This is a genomic window from Tenacibaculum profundicola, from assembly GCF_057220795.1.
Map to the genome: position 1 here is coordinate 630121 of NZ_CM170137.1, position 18639 is coordinate 648759.

The 18639-nt window shown below is 30.8% G+C and carries 14 protein-coding genes; 4 read left to right on the plus strand and 10 right to left on the minus strand.

Features of this window, described 5'->3' with window-relative positions; genetic code table 11:
* Positions 1 to 1263, minus strand: a complete 1263-nt coding sequence (locus tag AC2TDS_RS02675; RefSeq protein ID WP_484737589.1) for a S41 family peptidase — start codon at positions 1261 to 1263, stop codon at positions 1 to 3.
* 214 nt (positions 1264 to 1477) lie between these two features.
* Between AC2TDS_RS02675 and AC2TDS_RS02680 the strand changes: the two genes are divergently transcribed.
* Positions 1478 to 2602: a sensor histidine kinase gene (locus AC2TDS_RS02680; protein ID WP_484737590.1), complete on the plus strand. Its 1125-nt coding sequence runs from the start codon at positions 1478 to 1480 to the stop codon at positions 2600 to 2602.
* Positions 2599 to 3303 carry a LytR/AlgR family response regulator transcription factor gene (locus tag AC2TDS_RS02685; protein ID WP_484737591.1) on the plus strand — a complete coding sequence of 235 codons (705 nt, stop codon included), beginning with the start codon at positions 2599 to 2601 and terminating at the stop codon, positions 3301 to 3303. Before AC2TDS_RS02680 ends, AC2TDS_RS02685 begins: the two co-directional genes overlap by 4 nt.
* Before the next feature lie 368 nt (positions 3304 to 3671).
* Here AC2TDS_RS02685 and AC2TDS_RS02690 read toward each other — a convergent pair whose 3' ends face one another.
* Positions 3672 to 5006, minus strand: a complete 1335-nt coding sequence (locus tag AC2TDS_RS02690) for a receptor L domain-containing protein (RefSeq protein ID WP_484737592.1) — start codon at positions 5004 to 5006, stop codon at positions 3672 to 3674.
* Positions 5007 to 5535: 529 nt separating this feature from the next.
* Between AC2TDS_RS02690 and AC2TDS_RS02695 the strand changes: the two genes are divergently transcribed.
* A complete protein-coding gene (locus tag AC2TDS_RS02695; RefSeq protein WP_484737593.1) occupies positions 5536 to 5760 on the plus strand; it encodes a hypothetical protein in 225 nt (74 codons plus the stop codon).
* A gap of 394 nt (positions 5761 to 6154) precedes the next feature.
* On the opposite strand, the gene AC2TDS_RS02700 is transcribed toward AC2TDS_RS02695, so the two are convergent.
* The 5 genes from AC2TDS_RS02700 to AC2TDS_RS02720 form a co-directional block, all read right to left on the minus strand.
* Complete coding sequence (locus AC2TDS_RS02700; RefSeq protein WP_484737594.1) at positions 6155 to 6565, minus strand: hypothetical protein; 411 nt, start codon at positions 6563 to 6565, stop codon at positions 6155 to 6157.
* Positions 6566 to 6939: 374 nt separating this feature from the next.
* Positions 6940 to 7881, minus strand: a complete 942-nt coding sequence (locus tag AC2TDS_RS02705) for an NAD(P)H-dependent flavin oxidoreductase (protein ID WP_484737595.1) — start codon at positions 7879 to 7881, stop codon at positions 6940 to 6942.
* A 180-nt stretch (positions 7882 to 8061) separates the two neighbouring features.
* Positions 8062 to 9669, minus strand: a complete 1608-nt coding sequence (locus tag AC2TDS_RS02710) for a S8 family serine peptidase (RefSeq protein WP_484737596.1) — start codon at positions 9667 to 9669, stop codon at positions 8062 to 8064.
* A gap of 38 nt (positions 9670 to 9707) precedes the next feature.
* Positions 9708 to 10910: a tRNA 2-thiouridine(34) synthase MnmA gene (mnmA, locus tag AC2TDS_RS02715; protein ID WP_484738912.1), complete on the minus strand. Its 1203-nt coding sequence runs from the start codon at positions 10908 to 10910 to the stop codon at positions 9708 to 9710.
* Between the two features lie 90 nt (positions 10911 to 11000).
* Positions 11001 to 11699 (minus strand): toxin-antitoxin system YwqK family antitoxin, encoded by a 699-nt coding sequence (locus AC2TDS_RS02720; protein ID WP_484737597.1) that lies wholly within the window; start codon positions 11697 to 11699, stop codon positions 11001 to 11003.
* 47 nt (positions 11700 to 11746) lie between these two features.
* Between AC2TDS_RS02720 and AC2TDS_RS02725 the strand changes: the two genes are divergently transcribed.
* Positions 11747 to 12316 carry an adenylosuccinate lyase gene (locus tag AC2TDS_RS02725; RefSeq protein WP_484737598.1) on the plus strand — a complete coding sequence of 190 codons (570 nt, stop codon included), beginning with the start codon at positions 11747 to 11749 and terminating at the stop codon, positions 12314 to 12316.
* Positions 12317 to 12318: 2 nt separating this feature from the next.
* On the opposite strand, the gene AC2TDS_RS02730 is transcribed toward AC2TDS_RS02725, so the two are convergent.
* The 3 genes from AC2TDS_RS02730 to AC2TDS_RS02740 form a co-directional block, all read right to left on the minus strand.
* On the minus strand, positions 12319 to 13923 hold the full coding sequence (locus AC2TDS_RS02730; RefSeq protein WP_484737599.1) for an alpha/beta hydrolase: 1605 nt from the start codon (positions 13921 to 13923) through the stop codon (positions 12319 to 12321).
* 507 nt (positions 13924 to 14430) lie between these two features.
* Complete coding sequence (gene xrtN, locus AC2TDS_RS02735) at positions 14431 to 15846, minus strand: exosortase N (RefSeq protein WP_484737600.1); 1416 nt, start codon at positions 15844 to 15846, stop codon at positions 14431 to 14433.
* Entirely contained in the window at positions 15762 to 18284 is a 2523-nt protein-coding gene (locus AC2TDS_RS02740) for an XrtN-dependent VIT domain-containing protein (RefSeq protein ID WP_484737601.1), read from the minus strand. The genes xrtN and AC2TDS_RS02740 overlap by 85 nt, the downstream gene beginning before the upstream one ends.
* Positions 18285 to 18639 lie beyond the last annotated feature (355 nt).

The window sequence follows — 18639 nt, forward strand, 5'->3', positions numbered from 1 at the left end:
TTATTTGATGTTTTCTAACTTATGAATCATTGCTTTTGCTGATTTTGAATTTGGATCTAACGCCAACGCTTTGGTATATGATTTTAATGCATTTCCTTTGTCTCGTTTTGTGAAATACGCTTCGCCTAAACTATCCCAAGAATTAGCTTCGTTTGGAAACAATTTTACATTCTCTTGAAATACAATTATCGCATTATCCACTGACTTTTCTTGTAAGAACGTGTAGCCAATTTTGTTTAAAACCTTATTCATATTTCTCTTAACAGTTTTTTTAACAGCATCTATATAAGCCGTTACAAAAGCGTCTTTTTCTCTTGTTTTAATGTTTGGTTGCACACCTTTTCCTTCCCAATTGGTTTTTGTAATAGGATGAATTGATTCAATATATGGAACCGAAATTGTAAAGTCATCATTTAAATTAATTCGTTTAGTCCTATTTGCTCCTCCTTTTGTAACTTCACCAACAACAGTAGCTTTGCCTAAATGCTTCATGGTATAGGTAAATGCTTCTGCTGCAGAAAACGTATTTTTACTTGTTAAAATATAAACATGTTTGTTCGTGCTTCTTTTCCCATCAATATTTGCATATGAATACAACTGTGTTTTTTCACCAGTTTCTCGCTCATAGAAATCACTTAATAATACGGGTGTTTTATCGAAGAAATAACTGGATAATAATTGCACCATACTTGGAACCCCTCCTCCATTTGTACGTAAATCGATAATGATTGCATTGGTATTACTTAAAAAATTCATAGCAGCTGTTGCAGCTTCTTCAGCATATTTAGTATCAGCAAACATACGTAGGTTTAAATAACCAATATTCCCATTTAGTATTTTCGTTTCCGTAAAACCATAATTAATTTCTGCCATTTGCCTGGCCGTCCTTTTCTCCATTTCTAATTGCATCTCATCAGAAATCACACGCTTTTTTTGAGCAATACGCTTGGGTTCAAATCGAACCTTAAGATGGAAATCTTTACTAACACGTTGTAAATCCCTGGTTAAGACTCTAGAAAATTCGGAAGGGTCAATAATTTCTTTATACCTTTTTGATTTTAAATTGGTATTTAATTCAATTATAATTTTTTCTGATATTTCTACATCGACATAGGTCTTATTTAAATGTGTTTGTATTGATGACACAATGGTGTTTTTCTCTTTATTTGTTACTATTTTTTTAGTGTCTTTGTCTTGAGCATAACCATTTTGTATCACTACAAATGTTACTACTAAAAGCATAATTTTCAAATAGATTTTCATGATAAGTAAGTTTATTCGTTATTATTTTCAACAAACGTATAGGGAAACTAAAAGCCTATAAAGTAATTTTCATAAAGCTGGAATAATTCAACACATAAAACTGATTCGTGCACTCAAATCCATTTGAAGCAGAAAAAAATAGCGTTTATGCTACTTTTGAGTGAATTGGTGCATATTATAATAGAAAAGAGACAATATTCATTAATTTTGGCATATGATTGGGTTTCTAAAAAAATACAAAGCTTTTATATACGGACTCTTACTTTTTAGACTTATAGTGTTCGTTTTATCATACTTTGATTTTATTCTGATTGACAATTCAGAAATATTGGCAAATATCTTGAGTTTTATTTTTGGTTGGTTAATAATCTCATTACCTATACATTATTTTCCATTTCTAAAGCAGCATAAAACTACTAGTATAAGGCTTGTGCTATTGATTTTTATTTTTTTAGTTATCATTATCAATGATCTCAATGCCAAAATTGTTGACAACCCCATAACTTTTGTTGGATTAACAGGTGTTGGGTTAAGTTTTTTCTCAATTATTACGCCTTCTTATTTTAGAAAATATGTATTGCTTATCATCGGGTTTTACACCCTTGCTTTAGGCTATTTTTTTTATATACGTGTTTATTTTGATGATATAAATATTTACTTACAGCAAGAGAAAGAGATAAAAATCATTTTGACGACTCCCTTTTTTGTGTTGTTATTAAGTTGGTTTTATCAACAATGGAAGTGGTTAAAAACAATAGAGTCTAAAAAATCCAAAGCAGAATTAGCACTATTAAAAAGCCAGATAAATCCTCACTTTTTTTTTAATACATTAAATAATTTATATGGCTTAACCGTTGAGAAATCTGACGATGCACCAAATGTTGTTTTGAAATTATCTGACATGATGCGTTACACCATCTATATGGGAAAAGAAGATTTTGTACCATTAAAAGATGAAATTGAATATTTAAAAAACTACATTGAATTGCATAAAATTAGATATCACAAAACCGTTGATATTACTTTTAATCATTCACATGAATTAGATTATCAAATCGCACCTTTATTATTTATAATTCCTTTAGAAAATGCTTTTAAACATGGTGTTGAGTGTTTGACAGAAGACGCCTATATTCATATTAATATAACAACGGATAATGACATGATTCAGTTTAATATTGAAAATAATTTTGGTACAATAGAAGTCAACAAAAATATTGGTATTGGATTAGACAATTTAAAACAACGCTTAAAATTGTTATATCCTAGTAAGCATACTACAGATATCGACATTACAGGAAAGGTTTATAAATTATCACTTAAAATTGAAACGAAATGATTCATTATTTAATCATAGATGACGAACCCATTGCACATCGTATAATTGAAAAATATTGTGAAAATCTGCCACATTTAGAAAAGAAGGGCAACTGTTATAATGCATTCGAAGCTATGCAATTTTTAAATGAAAATACTGTCAACTTACTGTTTCTTGATATAAATATGCCGAAATTATCTGGCTTCGATTTTTTAAAAACTATATCCAATCCTCCAAAAATAATTGTAACCACAGCATACAAAGAATTTGCATTAGAAGGTTATGAGCTTCATGTTTCTGATTTTTTACTGAAACCTTTTAGCTTTGAACGCTTTATTAAAGCTATTAACAAAACAATTACTACTACCGAAAACTCGAAAAGCACACATACATTATCAAACACTGAGACTGAACCAAACTCTATTAGTTTTTTCTTAAAAAGTGATAAAAAACATCATCAAATTCATTTTGGTGATATATTGTTTATAGAAGCTTACGGGCATTATACCAAAGTGTATTTAAAGGATGAGATGATTGTTAGCAAACAAAAAATTTCAGATTTTGATACCTTACTACCAAAATCAAATTTTATTAGAATTCATAAATCCTTTATTATCGCCAAAAATAAAATCAACCATATAGAAGGCAATAGAATAACAATTAATGACCATAAAATACCCATTGGACAGACTTATAGAGGGAATATCAATAAGCTTTTATAAAATTAATTATTTTTACTTTCACTCCCAAATAAAAAATATAACTAAAAAACTCTTTGATTTATTCAATAGCCCTTATAATTTTCATGAGTTTATTCAAATTGACTGTGTAGCATAGAACCTGATAGCCTCCTCTATATTTTTGTAGTACCTCTTTTACCAAATATACAAAAACACAAGTATGTCTAAGATTATGATTTTTTAATTAAATTACTAATGACTGGTCGTTAAAAGAATAGTATGGGACTAAAACATAAGTATCATTTAGTTTAGCTCTTAGCCAAATTTACAATTTAGCGGACTTAGTTAATATACATCAACTTTGGTTGTGATAGTTAATCCTTGTTGTTTTTGAGCCATGTCGAAATAGTTTAATTACAATTTCCATCTTTTAAATCTTCACTTGTTGGGTTATATAAATTTATATATATATCATAAATCCCTGTAAAATTTTCAAATGCCTTGGATAAAGAACAATAATCACTAAGCTTTGGGTTAAGATGAGCTGAAAACTTAGTATTTATTTGCTTTAAGTTATCTAAACCTGAAAAACTTTCTAAGGAAGAATTTTTATACAAACCTAATTCATTTACGTACTCTAAGCTGGTAAAACCAATAAGATTATTTAGGTTATTATTTTTCATAAAAATAAGTCTATTAACACTTTTTAAATTTTCAAAACCAATCAAAAACTCTAAATCATCTGTAAAACTTATACTTAATACCCCATCTACAGTAGTTAAATTTTCAAATCCGGTTATTGACTTAAATCCTGAACCATTTAACACCATTCCTGTTTTTAGATAATTAAGACTTTCAAAACCATCAATATATTCTGGATTACCAATTGTGGATACACTTAAAATATCCCCAACTGTTTCTAATTTATTAAAACTATTCATTGGTTGATTATTATTGCTATTCCTAATCGACAAATTACCATTAACAGTTAACAAATTAGCCAATGAATTATTTTCAAAATTAATAGTCCCTCCATATATCATGAAATCACCTCCAACTGTTTCTAATTTATTAAATCCATCAATTGAGGTTAAAAGAGGATTATGTAAAAGATAAAGAGACTTCTCTATTTCACTTAATTCCAGAAAACCATTAATAATTTTTAATTCGTTATTCCAAGCTATATTAGTGTTTCCATTTATCAAAACAAGTTTAATAAGTCCATTTATTTTGTTGAGTAAATTGTTTTCTTCAATATTCAAATCTCCCTGAATTGAATTTAACTCTACAAAACCATTTAAGGTTTCTAATGAATTATTATTGTAAATATTTAAATTAGTTAGACTGTTTAATGATTGAAATCCATCAATAGTTTTTAAGTTAGGATTCTCCTCAATTCTTAAACTCCCTTCAATCGATTTTAATTTTGATAATCCGTTTAAATTTATAAGATTTTTTACATCATAAATAATTAAGTCTCCTTTGATTTCTTCAATATTTTGAAGGAAATCTAAATTATTAAGTTGAGTATGGCTATTATGAAATTGAGAAATCATGAGGTTTCCATTGATTATATTACAATTTTTGTAATTTTTTATAAAAAACCATAAATCGCCCATATCACGAATATAAACATCTCCCGGTGTAATGGTAATTTGCTCAACTTCCGTAGTTAATATTTCGTCCTCTTTTCCGCAAGAAATTAACATTAATATAATCGGTAAAATAAATTTTATTCTTCTCATTTTTTTTAAATATTATATCTTGTTATATATTTGACGCGACACGTAATGCTGGACAACAAATACACAATTAGTTTCATTATTTTTAAATTATCGTTTTGCAAAATGTAAGTCTATAACCTTCGTAAAATGCAAAACAAATTAGATCTAAAATCAAAAAGTAAATACACATCTTTGAATAATTAGCTATCTATATTTCTATTTATAAAACCTCTGCTTAAGCGTCCATAATCAATTTTTATTCTTTTCCGTTTAATTAAGCAACTTTTAACCACACAAACTTAATGTTTTTACCCCTATAAAACTAGAGTAATCTTTTAATGCTGTTTTATCAAATCCATTTTGTCTACCCTTTTAATGATTTCCTAATTCTTGATCAATAAACTTTTCAATTAAGTCATACCATTGACCTAAAATCCAAGTATCAATTACACCTTTTTGGCTGCCCTGTTTCCTCATTTACGAATTGAATAAACTCTTCGTCCATTATTTCTACTCTTTTACTTTATTTAGTTTTTACTATTTTTACCCTATGAAAAACAGCTATGAACAACTTAACACCGAATATGTAGAAACTCGAAAAGTTTCTCCCATTATTAAATACACTGCTATTTTCTTTGCTTTTATTTTTGCTTTTATTCCATTAGCTGAACTTGTCAATGAATTTGATTACAACCGCATTGAATCAGTACCAATAACAACCTGTATTGTCGGTCATGACTTCAATTTACATCCTTTACAATTTAGAGAACTTTAGCCAAAGGAATAACTACTGTTTTATTAAAATTATATATTTGCTTAATATGGTGTTACGTGATTATCTTATTTTAGGAGGTGTTATTATTAATTTAATTTATGTCTTATACTTTTATTTTTATCCAGATAAAAGAAATAAAAAGTATAATCGAATTAGAATTTCTATTTTACTTATTCTTACTATTTATTTCTTCTATATTGTATTTTTGAAAGTTTAAAAAATCTATTCTTTATTTATATTTCGTTTACTAAATCTTGGGCATAAAAAAACACCTTAATTAAGGTGTTTGTGGTAAGTGTATTATATGTTTTGTTTTATGTGTACAACAATCATATAGCATTAGCCTATCGGCACGCCATATGTTTAGTTATTGTAGTACACTTTTTATTCGTTTTTAGTGCAAATTGTAATTAATTGACTTTTTATTTTCACTATTTAAAAGAAAAAATCCGCTTCTATTAACAAAGTCAATTTGAATTTCTTTTGGTTGAAATGGTATTTCCTCAAATTGTAGAGAATCTATTACAAATTTAGCGATTGATACCCCAAGTTTATCATAGTATTCATTGTCAGACATAATTTTTTCAATATCTATCGGATTTTCAATTTCAACAGATATAAATTTTCTTTCTTCTGTCAATTCTCCATTAGTTTTTGTTTGTACAGTTTTAAAGTTAAGACTTATTCTTTCTGCCTTATATTTATTAGCTAAAAATTGCTCCGTTTCCGTCATTTCTGTTTCAGTCGAATTGCATCCGAAAAACAGAAAACTGATTAATATTATTAGGTGATTTTTTAATCTCATAGCTCTTTCTTTAAGTTTAAGCAATATTTATTTACATCTCTCAAAATCCATCGTTAGTGCTTTCCATTTATTAACTCTCCTGTCTAAACGTTTACTCAAAGAAATTATTTTTCGAAAAAAGGAGGAATCAGTACAACATTCAAATAAATTGCATATGTTGCTAAACTTTTATAACAATAAAATTATTTAACAACTTAAGCAACCATTAGCCTTTCATATGTCATTTGAGCATCGAAGAAACTACAATTTCAAAACCAAGGCTTCGCTAGTATATAAAATCTCACCATAAAGCGTACTACACTGAACCCAAAAGCACTTGTTTATACTATTATTTACAGCCTCATTTTGAAGTACTAATACCTAAGATTTTCAAATTAAAGACATACTAACATATCTTCTTTTACTTTGGTATATTCTTCTATGATTTGTTCTAATACCTGTTTCGCTGGTTTTATGTCGTGTATCAATCCAGCTATCTGCCCAATCTCTAGTTCTCCTTCTTCTAAATCTCCCTCAAACATTCCTCTTTTAGCACGTGCTCGTCCTAAAAGCTCTTTAATTTCTTCTAGGCTAGGATTCTTTTGATACAACTCTTGCACCTCTTTATAGAATTTATTTTTCACCAAACGAACTGGAGCTAATTCTTTTAATGTAAGATGAGTATCTCCATCTTTTACTTCTACGATGGTCTTCTTAAAATTATCATGTGCTGAAGATTCAATCGTTGCTGCAAAACGACTTCCTATTTGAACCCCATCTGCACCCAATACCATTGCTGCAAGCATTCCTCTCCCCGATCCAATTCCACCAGCTGCAATCACAGGAATAGTAACCTTTTCTTTTACCATAGGGATTAACGTAAAGGTTGTAGTTTCTTCCCTACCATTATGTCCTCCAGCCTCAAAACCTTCACAAACTACCGCATCAACTCCTGCCGCCTGAGCTTTTAATGCAAATTTCACGGAGCTTACTACATGTACTACTGTGATTCCCTTTTCTTTTAAAAATGCGGTCCATGTTTTAGGATTCCCTGCTGATGTAAATACTATTTTTACTCCTTCTTCTACAATAATATCCATAATCTTTTCAATATCTGGATATAACATTGGCACATTCACTCCGAAAGGCTTGTCTGTAGCTTTTTTACATTTCTGAATATGTTCTCTGAGAACATCTGGATACATTGACCCTGCTCCTATTAATCCTAAGCCACCAGCATTAGAAACCGCTGAGGCCAACCTCCAACCAGAAACCCAAATCATCCCTCCTTGAACTATCGGATATTTTACATTGAAAAGTTCTATAATTCTATTCATTATTCTTTTTTAAAATTTAAGAAATCGTATATCCATCTATTTTAGATATCTGTTATATTTAGAAAAAATGCATCATTCAGCATACATTTTGTCTATTTAGTCTTATTTTCTAGTGAAAGGCTCCTACTTAACAATATTTAAAACCTACAATAGGTATTAAATATTGTACTACCTCTTTACTTACCTTTTAATAAACTTTTGAGTTTGAATTTGGTTTTCTTTTTCAATTTTCATGACATACATGCCTGCAGAAAGCTCAACTACATTAATTGATTTTGATGTTGTTAATTCACTAAAAACACGCTCTCCTAACAAGTTATAAATAACAACATTAATCTCATCATCTCTAAGTTGTATGTTCAACAGTTCACTCACTGGATTCGGGTGTATATTAAAAAGATCCTCTTCGTTACTGTCATTTGACAATATAGCATAAGCCTGTTCAAAATTAGGAATTCCATAACCATGCTGATCGCTAGGGTTATTATACCTATCGGCTGATTCTCTGATTTTTTGCATAATTTCTGTGTACGTCAACGACGGAAATGCTTGCCAAAAACAAGCAACAGCACCCGCCATAACTGGCGCTGCAAAAGAAGTTCCATTGGATGTAGCAGGCAATCCACTATTATGATTAATAACGTAAACACTTTGTCCGTGTGCTAAAACATCTGGCTTTATTCTCTGGTCTACTGTCGGACCAAAGGAGCTAAAAGAGGCTATATTACCAGAGGCATTGACCGCTCCTACTGAAAAAACAGAAGCTGCATCGGCAGGTGCCGAAATATACTTCCAAGAACTACTTCCACTATTACCTGCAGACGTTACTAAGACCATTCCTCTTGACGCACCTATTTCGGCACCACGAGAAATAAATGTTGTATTTCCATCCATATCGTTATATGTATGGTTATACTTGTCATTATCAAATACCGTATAGCCTAAAGATGTGTTTATAATATCAACTCCTAAACTATCTGATTTTTCTGCAGCTTCTACCCAAAGACTTTCTTCATGAGGGCTTTCTTGAGAAACATCTTCAGAGATAAACAAATAAAATGATGCGTCTGGCGCAGTACCTACAAATTGATCTTCCAAGTACCCTGCAATATCAGATAGTACATTGGTTCCATGATTATGCCCTGTATAAAAATCATCACTTCTATTGACGAAATCGTAACCACCTAGAATTTTACCGTTATTTCGTAAGCGACTGAAAGCCTCTAAGTTATCAACGTTTGGAAAACCAGCATCAATAACGGCCATTAGCATACCTTCTCCTGTAAAACCTTCTTTATGTAAAAAATCAGCTTTGATCATCTCTACTTGATCCGAAGTAACACCGTAGTTGAAGTCTGTCGCTAATCCTGCAAATTTGTTTTTGTATACTATTTTCTGTTTTTCTTTGCTAGTTTCCTGTTTTGAATTTAACGAATTATCCGCAAATTCAATTCGTTCTACAAAAGAAAAATCACTTTTTAGGGCATCTATATCTTCCTCTGTTCCTCTTACGGCCACACAGTTTAACCATTTCGATTTCGCTAATACGGTAATACCCTGTGCATTTTTAATTTGACTATAATACCCAGTATTAATGGGCACATCATTTATATCGAGTGCTATATTTTGTTTTGCCCTTCTATCAATAGAGCGTTGCGTCAACATGGTTATAGGATTGGACAAATAATTACTAGCATCGGGTTTATCTTTAAAAAACACCCAAGCGTCTTCTTGAGAAAAAGCACAAAAGCTAGACAATAAAAGACAAAAGAATTGTAGTTTGTTCATGTACACAAAATTACCATTTTTTTATTAAAAGCCAAGGACTAACTGATCACTCCAGAGCCTAAAAGTTCATCATTAGCATACCATGCAACGAATTGACCTTCTTGAATGGCTGACTGTTTATTTTCAAACTCAACATACACACCGCTTTCCACTTTATATACGGTGGCTTTTTCAAGAGGTTGTCGATAGCGTATTCGAGCCTCAACTTCAAGGTGTTCATTGGTGTTTAGGGCTTTATCTTCTCGTACCCAATGTAACTCTTTGTTCGAAACAAATAATGTGTTTCTGTACAGCCCAGGATGATTCTTTCCTTCACCTGTATAAATCACATTTTCATTAACATCGGTTTCAATAACAAATAGTGGTTCTTTGGTTCCTCCAACTGCTAATCCTTTTCGCTGACCCTTGGTAAAATAGTGAGCACCTCGATGCTTACCTACAACTTTGCCGTCTTCTTTGTTATACAAAAATTTTGCTGCGAAATAAGCTAACTCAACCTCTTTAGAATCAAACTGTGGAATTGTTTTTTTATACGCATCAAAATCAGCAGAAATCTGGATAATTTCACCCTCTTTTGGCTGTAATTTTTGTTGTAAAAAATCTGGCAAACGAACTTTGCCGATAAAACACAAGCCTTGGGAATCTTTTTTATCAGCCGTGATCAAACCCGCTTCTTTGGCAATTTCTCTAACCTCAGGTTTGGTTAACTCTCCTATCGGAAACAAGGCTTTTGACAATTGTTCTTGTGATAACTGACAAAGAAAATACGATTGGTCTTTATTGCTATCTTTTCCAGCTAATAATTTATATACGGGTTGGCCGTCAATCATTTCTTCTCCCTTTCTGCAATAATGACCAGTGGCAACATAATCTGCACCTAAACTCAATGCAATATCCATGAACACATCAAATTTAATTTCACGGTTACACAGCACATCAGGGTTTGGAGTACGTCCTTTTTCATATTCGCTAAACATATAATCAACAATACGTTCTTTATACTGTTCACTAAGGTCAACGGTTTGAAATGGAATTTCCAACTTTTCTGCAACAATCATCGCATCGTTACTATCTTCTAACCACGGACACTCATCAGATATTGTTACAGAATCATCATGCCAGTTTTTCATAAACAACCCTATAACCTCATATCCTTGTTCTTTTAGAAGATATGCAGTTACACTGCTATCTACTCCTCCAGAAAGTCCTACAACTACTCTTTTCATCCTTACATTTTGAATGTTGCAAATTTACGAATTAGTTTCTGTTTTTAGTATGGAAAAAATCAATGCTATTATAAATTAAAGTAATACATACCTCTTACAATAATGCTATTTTGATTTTAGTTCAGATCGATTCTTTTTCTTTTTTTTGGCAATCTCTCCGTCCATATAAAACTCCCACTTTCCATCTCTCTTACCATTTTTATACATCCCTTTCTCCTTTAATTGTCCTTTTAGATCGTAGTATTTTCCTTCACCATGTTTTTTTCCTTCCACGTAATTTATATCTTCTATTAAAATTCCGTCTTCGGTATATATTTTAGAGTTTCCATGTTTTTTTCCCAACCTATAATACGTTTCTTCCGTTAGTTTACCATTGTGATAATAGTTTCTTAACGCTCCATCTAAATAACCATCTACATAATTTTCTTCAGAAATGATTTTGCCATTCGTAAAATAATACCGCCACTTACCTATTCTTTTCTTCCCAAGCATTTTCCCTTTACTTTTCACCTTACCGTTCGGGGTATAAAACTTTACAGTTGCACTGGCGTCTATGTTAGAAAACTCTTTTACTATAGAAGGTTGCTTGGAAGAAAGTCTAGTATAAAACTTAAACACGCCTACTTCTTTCCCGTTTTTAAATTGCCCTTCATATCGAATCTTACCATCTTCATAATATTTCTTCCAAACCCCTTCTCTCTTTCCTGCTGCATTGACTGCGTTTGTTTCTTGAGCGTTTGTATCTAACACTAAAAACATCATCAATATGGTAGTAATTATTGAAATCCTATTTATATTTATCATTTTGTTATTCCTATTTTACATTTCAAATTTACACAAACCACACCAATATGAGTACTGATTTTGTAATTTCTACGCTAAAAAACATTGACAATGCCTCAAAACTTAATCGTAGTTATGCCGCAAATAGACTCTTAGAGCGTCCTGAATTTCTCGATTATCTGGTAGCACTTGTTTTTGAGGTTGATCATAAAATTTCTATTAAGGCTGCCTGGGTTTTAGAATGGATATGCACGCATCACAGTATCGCTTATATTCATCCTTATCTTGATACTTTTACCAAAAATATTTCAACTCTTAAATTTGATAGTAGCATTAGACCATGTGCTAAAATATGCGAACATCTGGCGGTAGCTTATACTTCTAAAAATGCAACCAACACAAAACTTATGCTCAAACAGACACATCTGACTTCAATTGTTGAAACTGGTTTCGATTGGCTCATTACTGATCAAAAAATTGCGGTAAGAGCTTATACAATGACGACTTTATATCTGTTCGGTTTGCACATGGATTGGATTCATGATGAATTAGCACATTTGATCGCTACAAAAGTTATACATGAAAGTAAAGGATGTGAATCGAGAGGTCGTAAAATATTAGCTTTGATCAACCCATAATTCTATTCTGATTTTATTCCAATTAGTGAAATAAGCCCCTCTGAAAGTGTTCCTCGCCAATTCACATAATTATGCCCACCTTTAAATTCGCGATAATCCACATTATAGCCTTTTACTATAAGAATATCCCGAAACTGTCTATTCATTCCAAGCATAGAAGCACCTGCATCATAAAGCCCTATATCCATATAGAATTTTATTGGTAATTGCCTACTATTCCTATAATCAGTTATAAGTTTTCCATCATCTTCTGGGTATATCCAATGGTTTTCATCCTTTGTTCCTTTAATATAGTATGCACCCGATTGAGAAAGAACATTTCCTATGATATCTGAATGATTTAATGCTATAAAACTAGCCGCAAAACCTCCTCGACTTGAGCCTGCTAGAACAACTTTCTTCGCATTAGCATGAATATTGTATTTTGAACGTGCCCAAGGAATAAGTTCATCTGCGATAAAGTCTCCGAATTTTTCACTAATCAAATCTTTACTTCTTTTACCCATTGCCCATACCAAAATTGTAATCGTCGGAGCGATTTTTTCATCAGCCATAAGATTGTCCATTATAGTTGGTGTCGGTACCCTTGCTCTGCGGTTTTGTCTTGCTCCATACGATTCTCCATCAAAAACTATTAATAGGTTATGCGCTTTATTCGACTTATAATTAGATGGTATATGAATGGTTAGCTTTCTTTCTTCCTTTAACTTGTTACTTTTAATTGATGTTGAAAGTAAGGTTCCTTTTGCTACATTCTCTCTTTCAGAAATGTAAATCTGTTTGGGTGCGTTTGGCATTTCGACAGTTCCATCATAAGAGTGTTCAACATTTCTGGATTCAATTTCACCATTTGGACCCGCTTTATCTAAATTAAAATAATTAAAACCATAATTAAATCGAGCATCCATTGGAACTCGTTGAGTCACAAAAAATAGTTTTGTGTTACCTAATCGTTGAAAACGCAATCCCAAAAAATCTGGCCCACCACTTAACATTACATATTCTGTATTCTCATTAGGTACACAAAAATACGTTACCAACATATCTGTATCATTCCCTTCAAGTGGTTCGATAATATGTTGTTCTCGTTGTTTAGCTATAAAGGTATCAATTGCATTATCATCAATAAGTGAAGATTCCCATAAGTCGTATAGTGTTTTTGTAGGAAGTTCCTTTTTTGTAATACGTTTCGCGTTATCTGACAAACTCAAAATTTGCCCAATTTCTAAGGTATAAGTACCTATTTTTGATTTGTTATCGAGGGAATGAACTACGAATTTATATTTACCCGATTCATTGGAGGTAACGTCTATTGGCTCTATCCCATTTACACCGTTAGGGCTGTCAATTTGTTTTAGAAGTTTGCCATTAGGTTTATATACATCAATTACAAGGTCTATTCCTTTTTGGAAAACTTGTCCAACTATCGCCTTTCCATTGTTTAAATCAACAGTATACACGTGATTTTCCAATGCAACGATGCTTTCTTCTATTTTTTTTCCTGTGAATAGTTCTTTTTCTCTATCTATTTGTGCTACTGTTAAATGATTAAATTTTAAAACAAATAATGATACGATTGGAAATATAAATTTAAAAGACTGATTCATTTATTGTTATTTCTATGTTGTTTAATTAGACTTGTACCTAACGATGTAGAATCATCATTAAGCCATACTCTGGAATTGCTACAAAATTACCTCATTGTATCTACCTTTGCAAATGACCTAGTGATCTAACGGAGGATATGTTTGTTGTCTTTCTTTTTTGTAACCCCACTTATTAAAGAATTCATCTAAGTTGAAACCTGTTACTTTCTCCATTGCTAGTTCAAAGTATTTTGTTTTTGTCGATTTCCAAAAATTACTATTTTCCTAATAACTAAGATGTTTGGTGTGGTATAATTTCTACAATCTAAGTAAGTTACTTTACAAGCACAAACCAAAGACTAGGCTGATCATAGTCTTTAATTTTATTCAATTTTGACAAAATTCTCCTTTGAATACTGTTTTTGACGAACTAGAAATAGTTGATTTTATTAATAATACAAGGAATCATATATAAAACAATACACCTGTTTTAGAGACCAACGTACTATAAATTCTATGATTTGCCAATTACTCTATTTCATGAAAAATATTTTCTGACAATAATTCATCCGTTTTTATAAGCAAATTCTCTCGATGATCACTTATCACATTTATTAGGTGATAACGATGGCCATTTATTAAATTTTCTACACGCCATTTATATTGTGAGATCGTTTTATCATTTCCTGAATCATACCACCAAGTTGAATACAAAAGATCATTATCTTTTTTAAGTTCACCATAATATACTTTATTGTTTGGAGTACAAATTATCTGCTCCTTTATCACCTCATACCCACTCCCTCTCCAACAAATTATAGGCGAATGGTCAGCTGAATAAAAGCTTGTTCCTGGTTTTATGTAAATCAAATAATTTTCATTTGTTAGTTTTAAAACATTGTGCTCCTCTATTGAGCTAGTGAAATCTTTAGTGAAATTATGATGTAAAGCTGTATCGGGTTTAACCTTATTATTTGAACCAATACTGGTAAAACGATAAAGAGCAAAAAGAAACATTAATACAAGTACAAATGATATAAAGACAACCTTATTTGAACCTGAATAGGTTTTGTAAGTATTCACTGCATACTTAAGAGGAATTGCCCTTATCATAAACCATAATGGTAAAACAACATACACTATGAAACAAATGACACCAATTAGTTCATGTGAAAATGCTTCAGTTGATGATTGAAACAAAGTAATTAATACAATCCTAACTAAATTTGAAATCACCACCAGAGCATTAGAAATTAACAAAGACAATACCAGAAAAAATATATGTATCTGACCTTTATTTTTTTGTTGTTGATAGGATATAAATATGAGTGTTATAAACATTGATAATAAAACCATTTTCAACCCCATACATTCTGTATCAACGTGAAATTCATTTTCCCCAATTAGAATAATGTTACCCGAATAGCCATAGTCATTATTAAAATACTGTAGCATATTAGCTGCTATTTTTGTTAACCACAACCGTATTTCAAAGCCAACTACTTCAGACAAGAAAATTGCCACTGGTGAAATTATAATTACAAAAAATAATGGGACGGAATCTAATTTACCAAATTGATATTCATAAATAAAGAATAAGGTGCAAATAAGTGCAAAAAAATATATGGAACTAAGCTTCAGGAATGGAAACAAAAGCAACAAAACAACCGCTATAATACCATAGCGTATTGACTTTTCATTATTTTGTTGCTTCATTACAAACGGTAAAACCATCAGTAATAAAAGAAAATTAAAATCAAATTTCACATAAAAAACAAGCTTTTGAAATGTTAACAGAATAAAAATGAAAACTAAAGCAATCGTTACAAATACTCTATTCTTAAGTAACGTTTTAAAACTTATTTCCATTTTACAACGTGTAATTTCTTTTTCTTGAGAAATAAGAATGTTAGAATTCCAACAAATAAAACTATGAGTAGCCATTCCTCAGGCTCAGGAACAGCCCCAGAAGACTTTAGAGATGCATTTTTAAGACTATTTTCATTTTCAGGAATATCAAATCTCTCATAATCTCTTTTGGTTTCCAATACAATTAAACTTGAAACTGGGCTAACAATAAAAGCTTCATTGGCAAGCTCTACCAAATTATTAATATTATCGTTGTTTTTATTAAAATAATTTCGTCCCATTTGTTTCATTAATGCATTGTATGCAAAAAGCCTTAACAAGTGTTCTGGCGCTTTTGATTGAGCTTGGGTTGTATCCTTACTGATACTTATCCCAGCTATATCAAGGTTTATCTTTGACGTATCAGTATTATATTGATAAAAGTGTTTTTTATTGATTATCTCTTTTAATTCAGACAGTTTTCCAGAATGAAAATTTATTATTTGGAACTCCTTTAATGACTTAAGGTATGGTGATGTTACTTTACCTATTTGATATAGGTTAACCTTTTCATCAATTTCGTTTATTTTTGCAATAAGTTTATCTAAAAACTTAGAACCTTCTAAATCAGCTAAATTTGGAGAAAGTTCAGTAGATTTTGATATTACGAGAGAATTTCTCCAATCGGGTATTTCGTTAAATGGAAATAAACTAAAGTTCTTTTTACCAATAATTTTAAACAACTCAGACGCATTAACCTTATTAACCTTTATCAGTTTATCATGATATACATAAAATTGCTTTTCCGGTAACAGCGTAAGAATATTGTTAAATTCTTTTTCCGACCAGCTTTTATTAATATCTAAATATATGATATCGGGATCGAAATCATAGAATTGTTTATCACCTTCCTTTATGGAATATGAATACTGTTTAAAAGAGAATTTATTTTTCGAAAGTTCAGTCGTTTTACATGATACTTCCCAATAAGGTTTGAACTTTCCATTGTATGTAAAACTGTTCTCTAATCCTTTTTTGAATCCTTTAGGAATCATGATATTTTCAATATCATTTTCTGATTCAAATACAACCTGACTTGTTTCTATAATGTCATGAGCAACTGGACCGTCAAAATAAACATTTTTTAGTTTTAAAATGTCATCAACCTTTTCAAGCGGTGTTGTTATTCCTATTTTAAACCTTCTATTTTCTTTAGGGGTACAAGGAAAAACCGTTACTGTTAAAGTATTTCCTTCTTGCCAATGTAACAAAGCGGGATCTTTTCTTTCAACACCAACAATTCTTACATAGGCACTATCAGCTTTAGATTTTGTCGTTAAACGTGATTTTTCTTCTTTTCCATCAATCCAAAGAGACAAAGAAGTAGCTACAGAACCATCGGGTAAATAAAAAGTAAAAGCGGCTTCTTGTTGATTGTTTTCCCATTGACTGAAATTCTTTACTGTTATAATTTTTTCGGAATAAGCCAATCGATAATCAGGGAAAACTTTGATGTTATTTAACACCTCAATTGTACCTAAATCTCTTCCTGACCATAATTTTCTCTGAGCCAAATGCCTTGCATTAAATTGCGATTTTAATATTTTTACTCTAGTCTTTCTATCTAAATTTATATCTCCTAAAAATGCTATTCCTATGTTTACTAATGGATCATGTCTCTTTACATCATCAAACATTGTATTGTCCCACCCTCTCCAAAAGTCTTTAAATGTATCATAGGTAAGATTCCCTTTAATTATCTTCTGAGAAAACTTATCTGTTGGCATATCTTGACAAAGTAACACCCATTCAGGTAAAGTATTATCGGGTCTTGTTATTACTGATGAAGTTGATTTATGAATTTCATTTTTGAAATTACTCCATTGAAATAAAAAAATAACCGCTATTATAACTGGAATAAACAACCCTGAAAAAAATAATGCTTTCTCTGTCTTCGATTTATGTAATTTAAAGTATATAATAATCACTGCCATTGTTGTCAAGAAAGGCACTAATAAATGAATCGATAAACCAAAAAATATCAAACCGATTATTCCAATATGACACATAGGAGCCAAATAAGCTGCAAAATATGTTGTCATTACTATTCCTGCCCCAAGAAAGAAATACACACAGTATCTAAGTACTTTAGGTATCTTTTCTATATAGATTATTCCTAAAAAAGCACTGTAAAAAAGAACTAAGTATACTTTAACCCAAAGTGTAAATTGAGCAAATATTACCACGGAATTATTTAATGTAAAAGAACTAATAGAAAAAAGAATCAAGCAAATGATAATTAATCTCTTATCGATTTGTCCGAATTTAAAAAACGGTCTATTATTAATCAGTACAACTAGAAAATATAAAACACTCAAAATATAATTAATGAAAAAGGCTCCACTATCCTCAAAAAAATCGCCATTAACACTTCGTTCTAAACTCGCAAAAACGAGTACTACAAGCGCTGTAAGAATCAATATTACTCCTGTATTTAATAACCTGTTAATTGATGTAAGTCTAGAGTTTTTCATTATTTATTATTTTCAAATCACCACGCCCATGTATTCACATTCAATACTCAATCAATTCATTAACCTAACTCCATAAAAAACACCTCTGCATTAAAAAAGAAAACAAATACATGTTGTAGAAGAGATAGTTACTGGAATAGTTAGAACATTTTAGGTTTATAGGTTGGCAATCATATAGATTAATTTATATATTTTATTTTTCTCGTTACACTATTGTTTCCAAGTTTATGCCTGATATGAACCTGCGTACCAACTCTATTTATAATTAAATAACAGCTTATGTGTTTCTTGATGGATTTCAGAAAATACTTCTGAACATAACGCAATTTTATTTTTCTAAAATTTTCAATAATCA

Coding starts and splice junctions, on each gene's coding strand:
- AC2TDS_RS02720 (WP_484737597.1), bottom strand. CDS start 11,699: ATGATAAATATAAATAGGATTTCAATAATTACTACCATATTGATGATG.
- AC2TDS_RS02695 (WP_484737593.1), top strand. CDS start 5,536: ATGAAAAACAGCTATGAACAACTTAACACCGAATATGTAGAAACTCGA.
- AC2TDS_RS02685 (WP_484737591.1), top strand. CDS start 2,599: ATGATTCATTATTTAATCATAGATGACGAACCCATTGCACATCGTATA.
- AC2TDS_RS02690 (WP_484737592.1), bottom strand. CDS start 5,006: ATGAGAAGAATAAAATTTATTTTACCGATTATATTAATGTTAATTTCT.
- AC2TDS_RS02680 (WP_484737590.1), top strand. CDS start 1,478: ATGATTGGGTTTCTAAAAAAATACAAAGCTTTTATATACGGACTCTTA.
- xrtN (WP_484737600.1), bottom strand. CDS start 15,846: ATGGCTACTCATAGTTTTATTTGTTGGAATTCTAACATTCTTATTTCT.
- AC2TDS_RS02705 (WP_484737595.1), bottom strand. CDS start 7,881: ATGAATAGAATTATAGAACTTTTCAATGTAAAATATCCGATAGTTCAA.
- AC2TDS_RS02710 (WP_484737596.1), bottom strand. CDS start 9,669: ATGAACAAACTACAATTCTTTTGTCTTTTATTGTCTAGCTTTTGTGCT.
- AC2TDS_RS02740 (WP_484737601.1), bottom strand. CDS start 18,284: ATGAAAAACTCTAGACTTACATCAATTAACAGGTTATTAAATACAGGA.
- AC2TDS_RS02700 (WP_484737594.1), bottom strand. CDS start 6,565: ATGAGATTAAAAAATCACCTAATAATATTAATCAGTTTTCTGTTTTTC.
- AC2TDS_RS02725 (WP_484737598.1), top strand. CDS start 11,747: ATGAGTACTGATTTTGTAATTTCTACGCTAAAAAACATTGACAATGCC.
- AC2TDS_RS02730 (WP_484737599.1), bottom strand. CDS start 13,923: ATGAATCAGTCTTTTAAATTTATATTTCCAATCGTATCATTATTTGTT.
- AC2TDS_RS02675 (WP_484737589.1), bottom strand. CDS start 1,263: ATGAAAATCTATTTGAAAATTATGCTTTTAGTAGTAACATTTGTAGTG.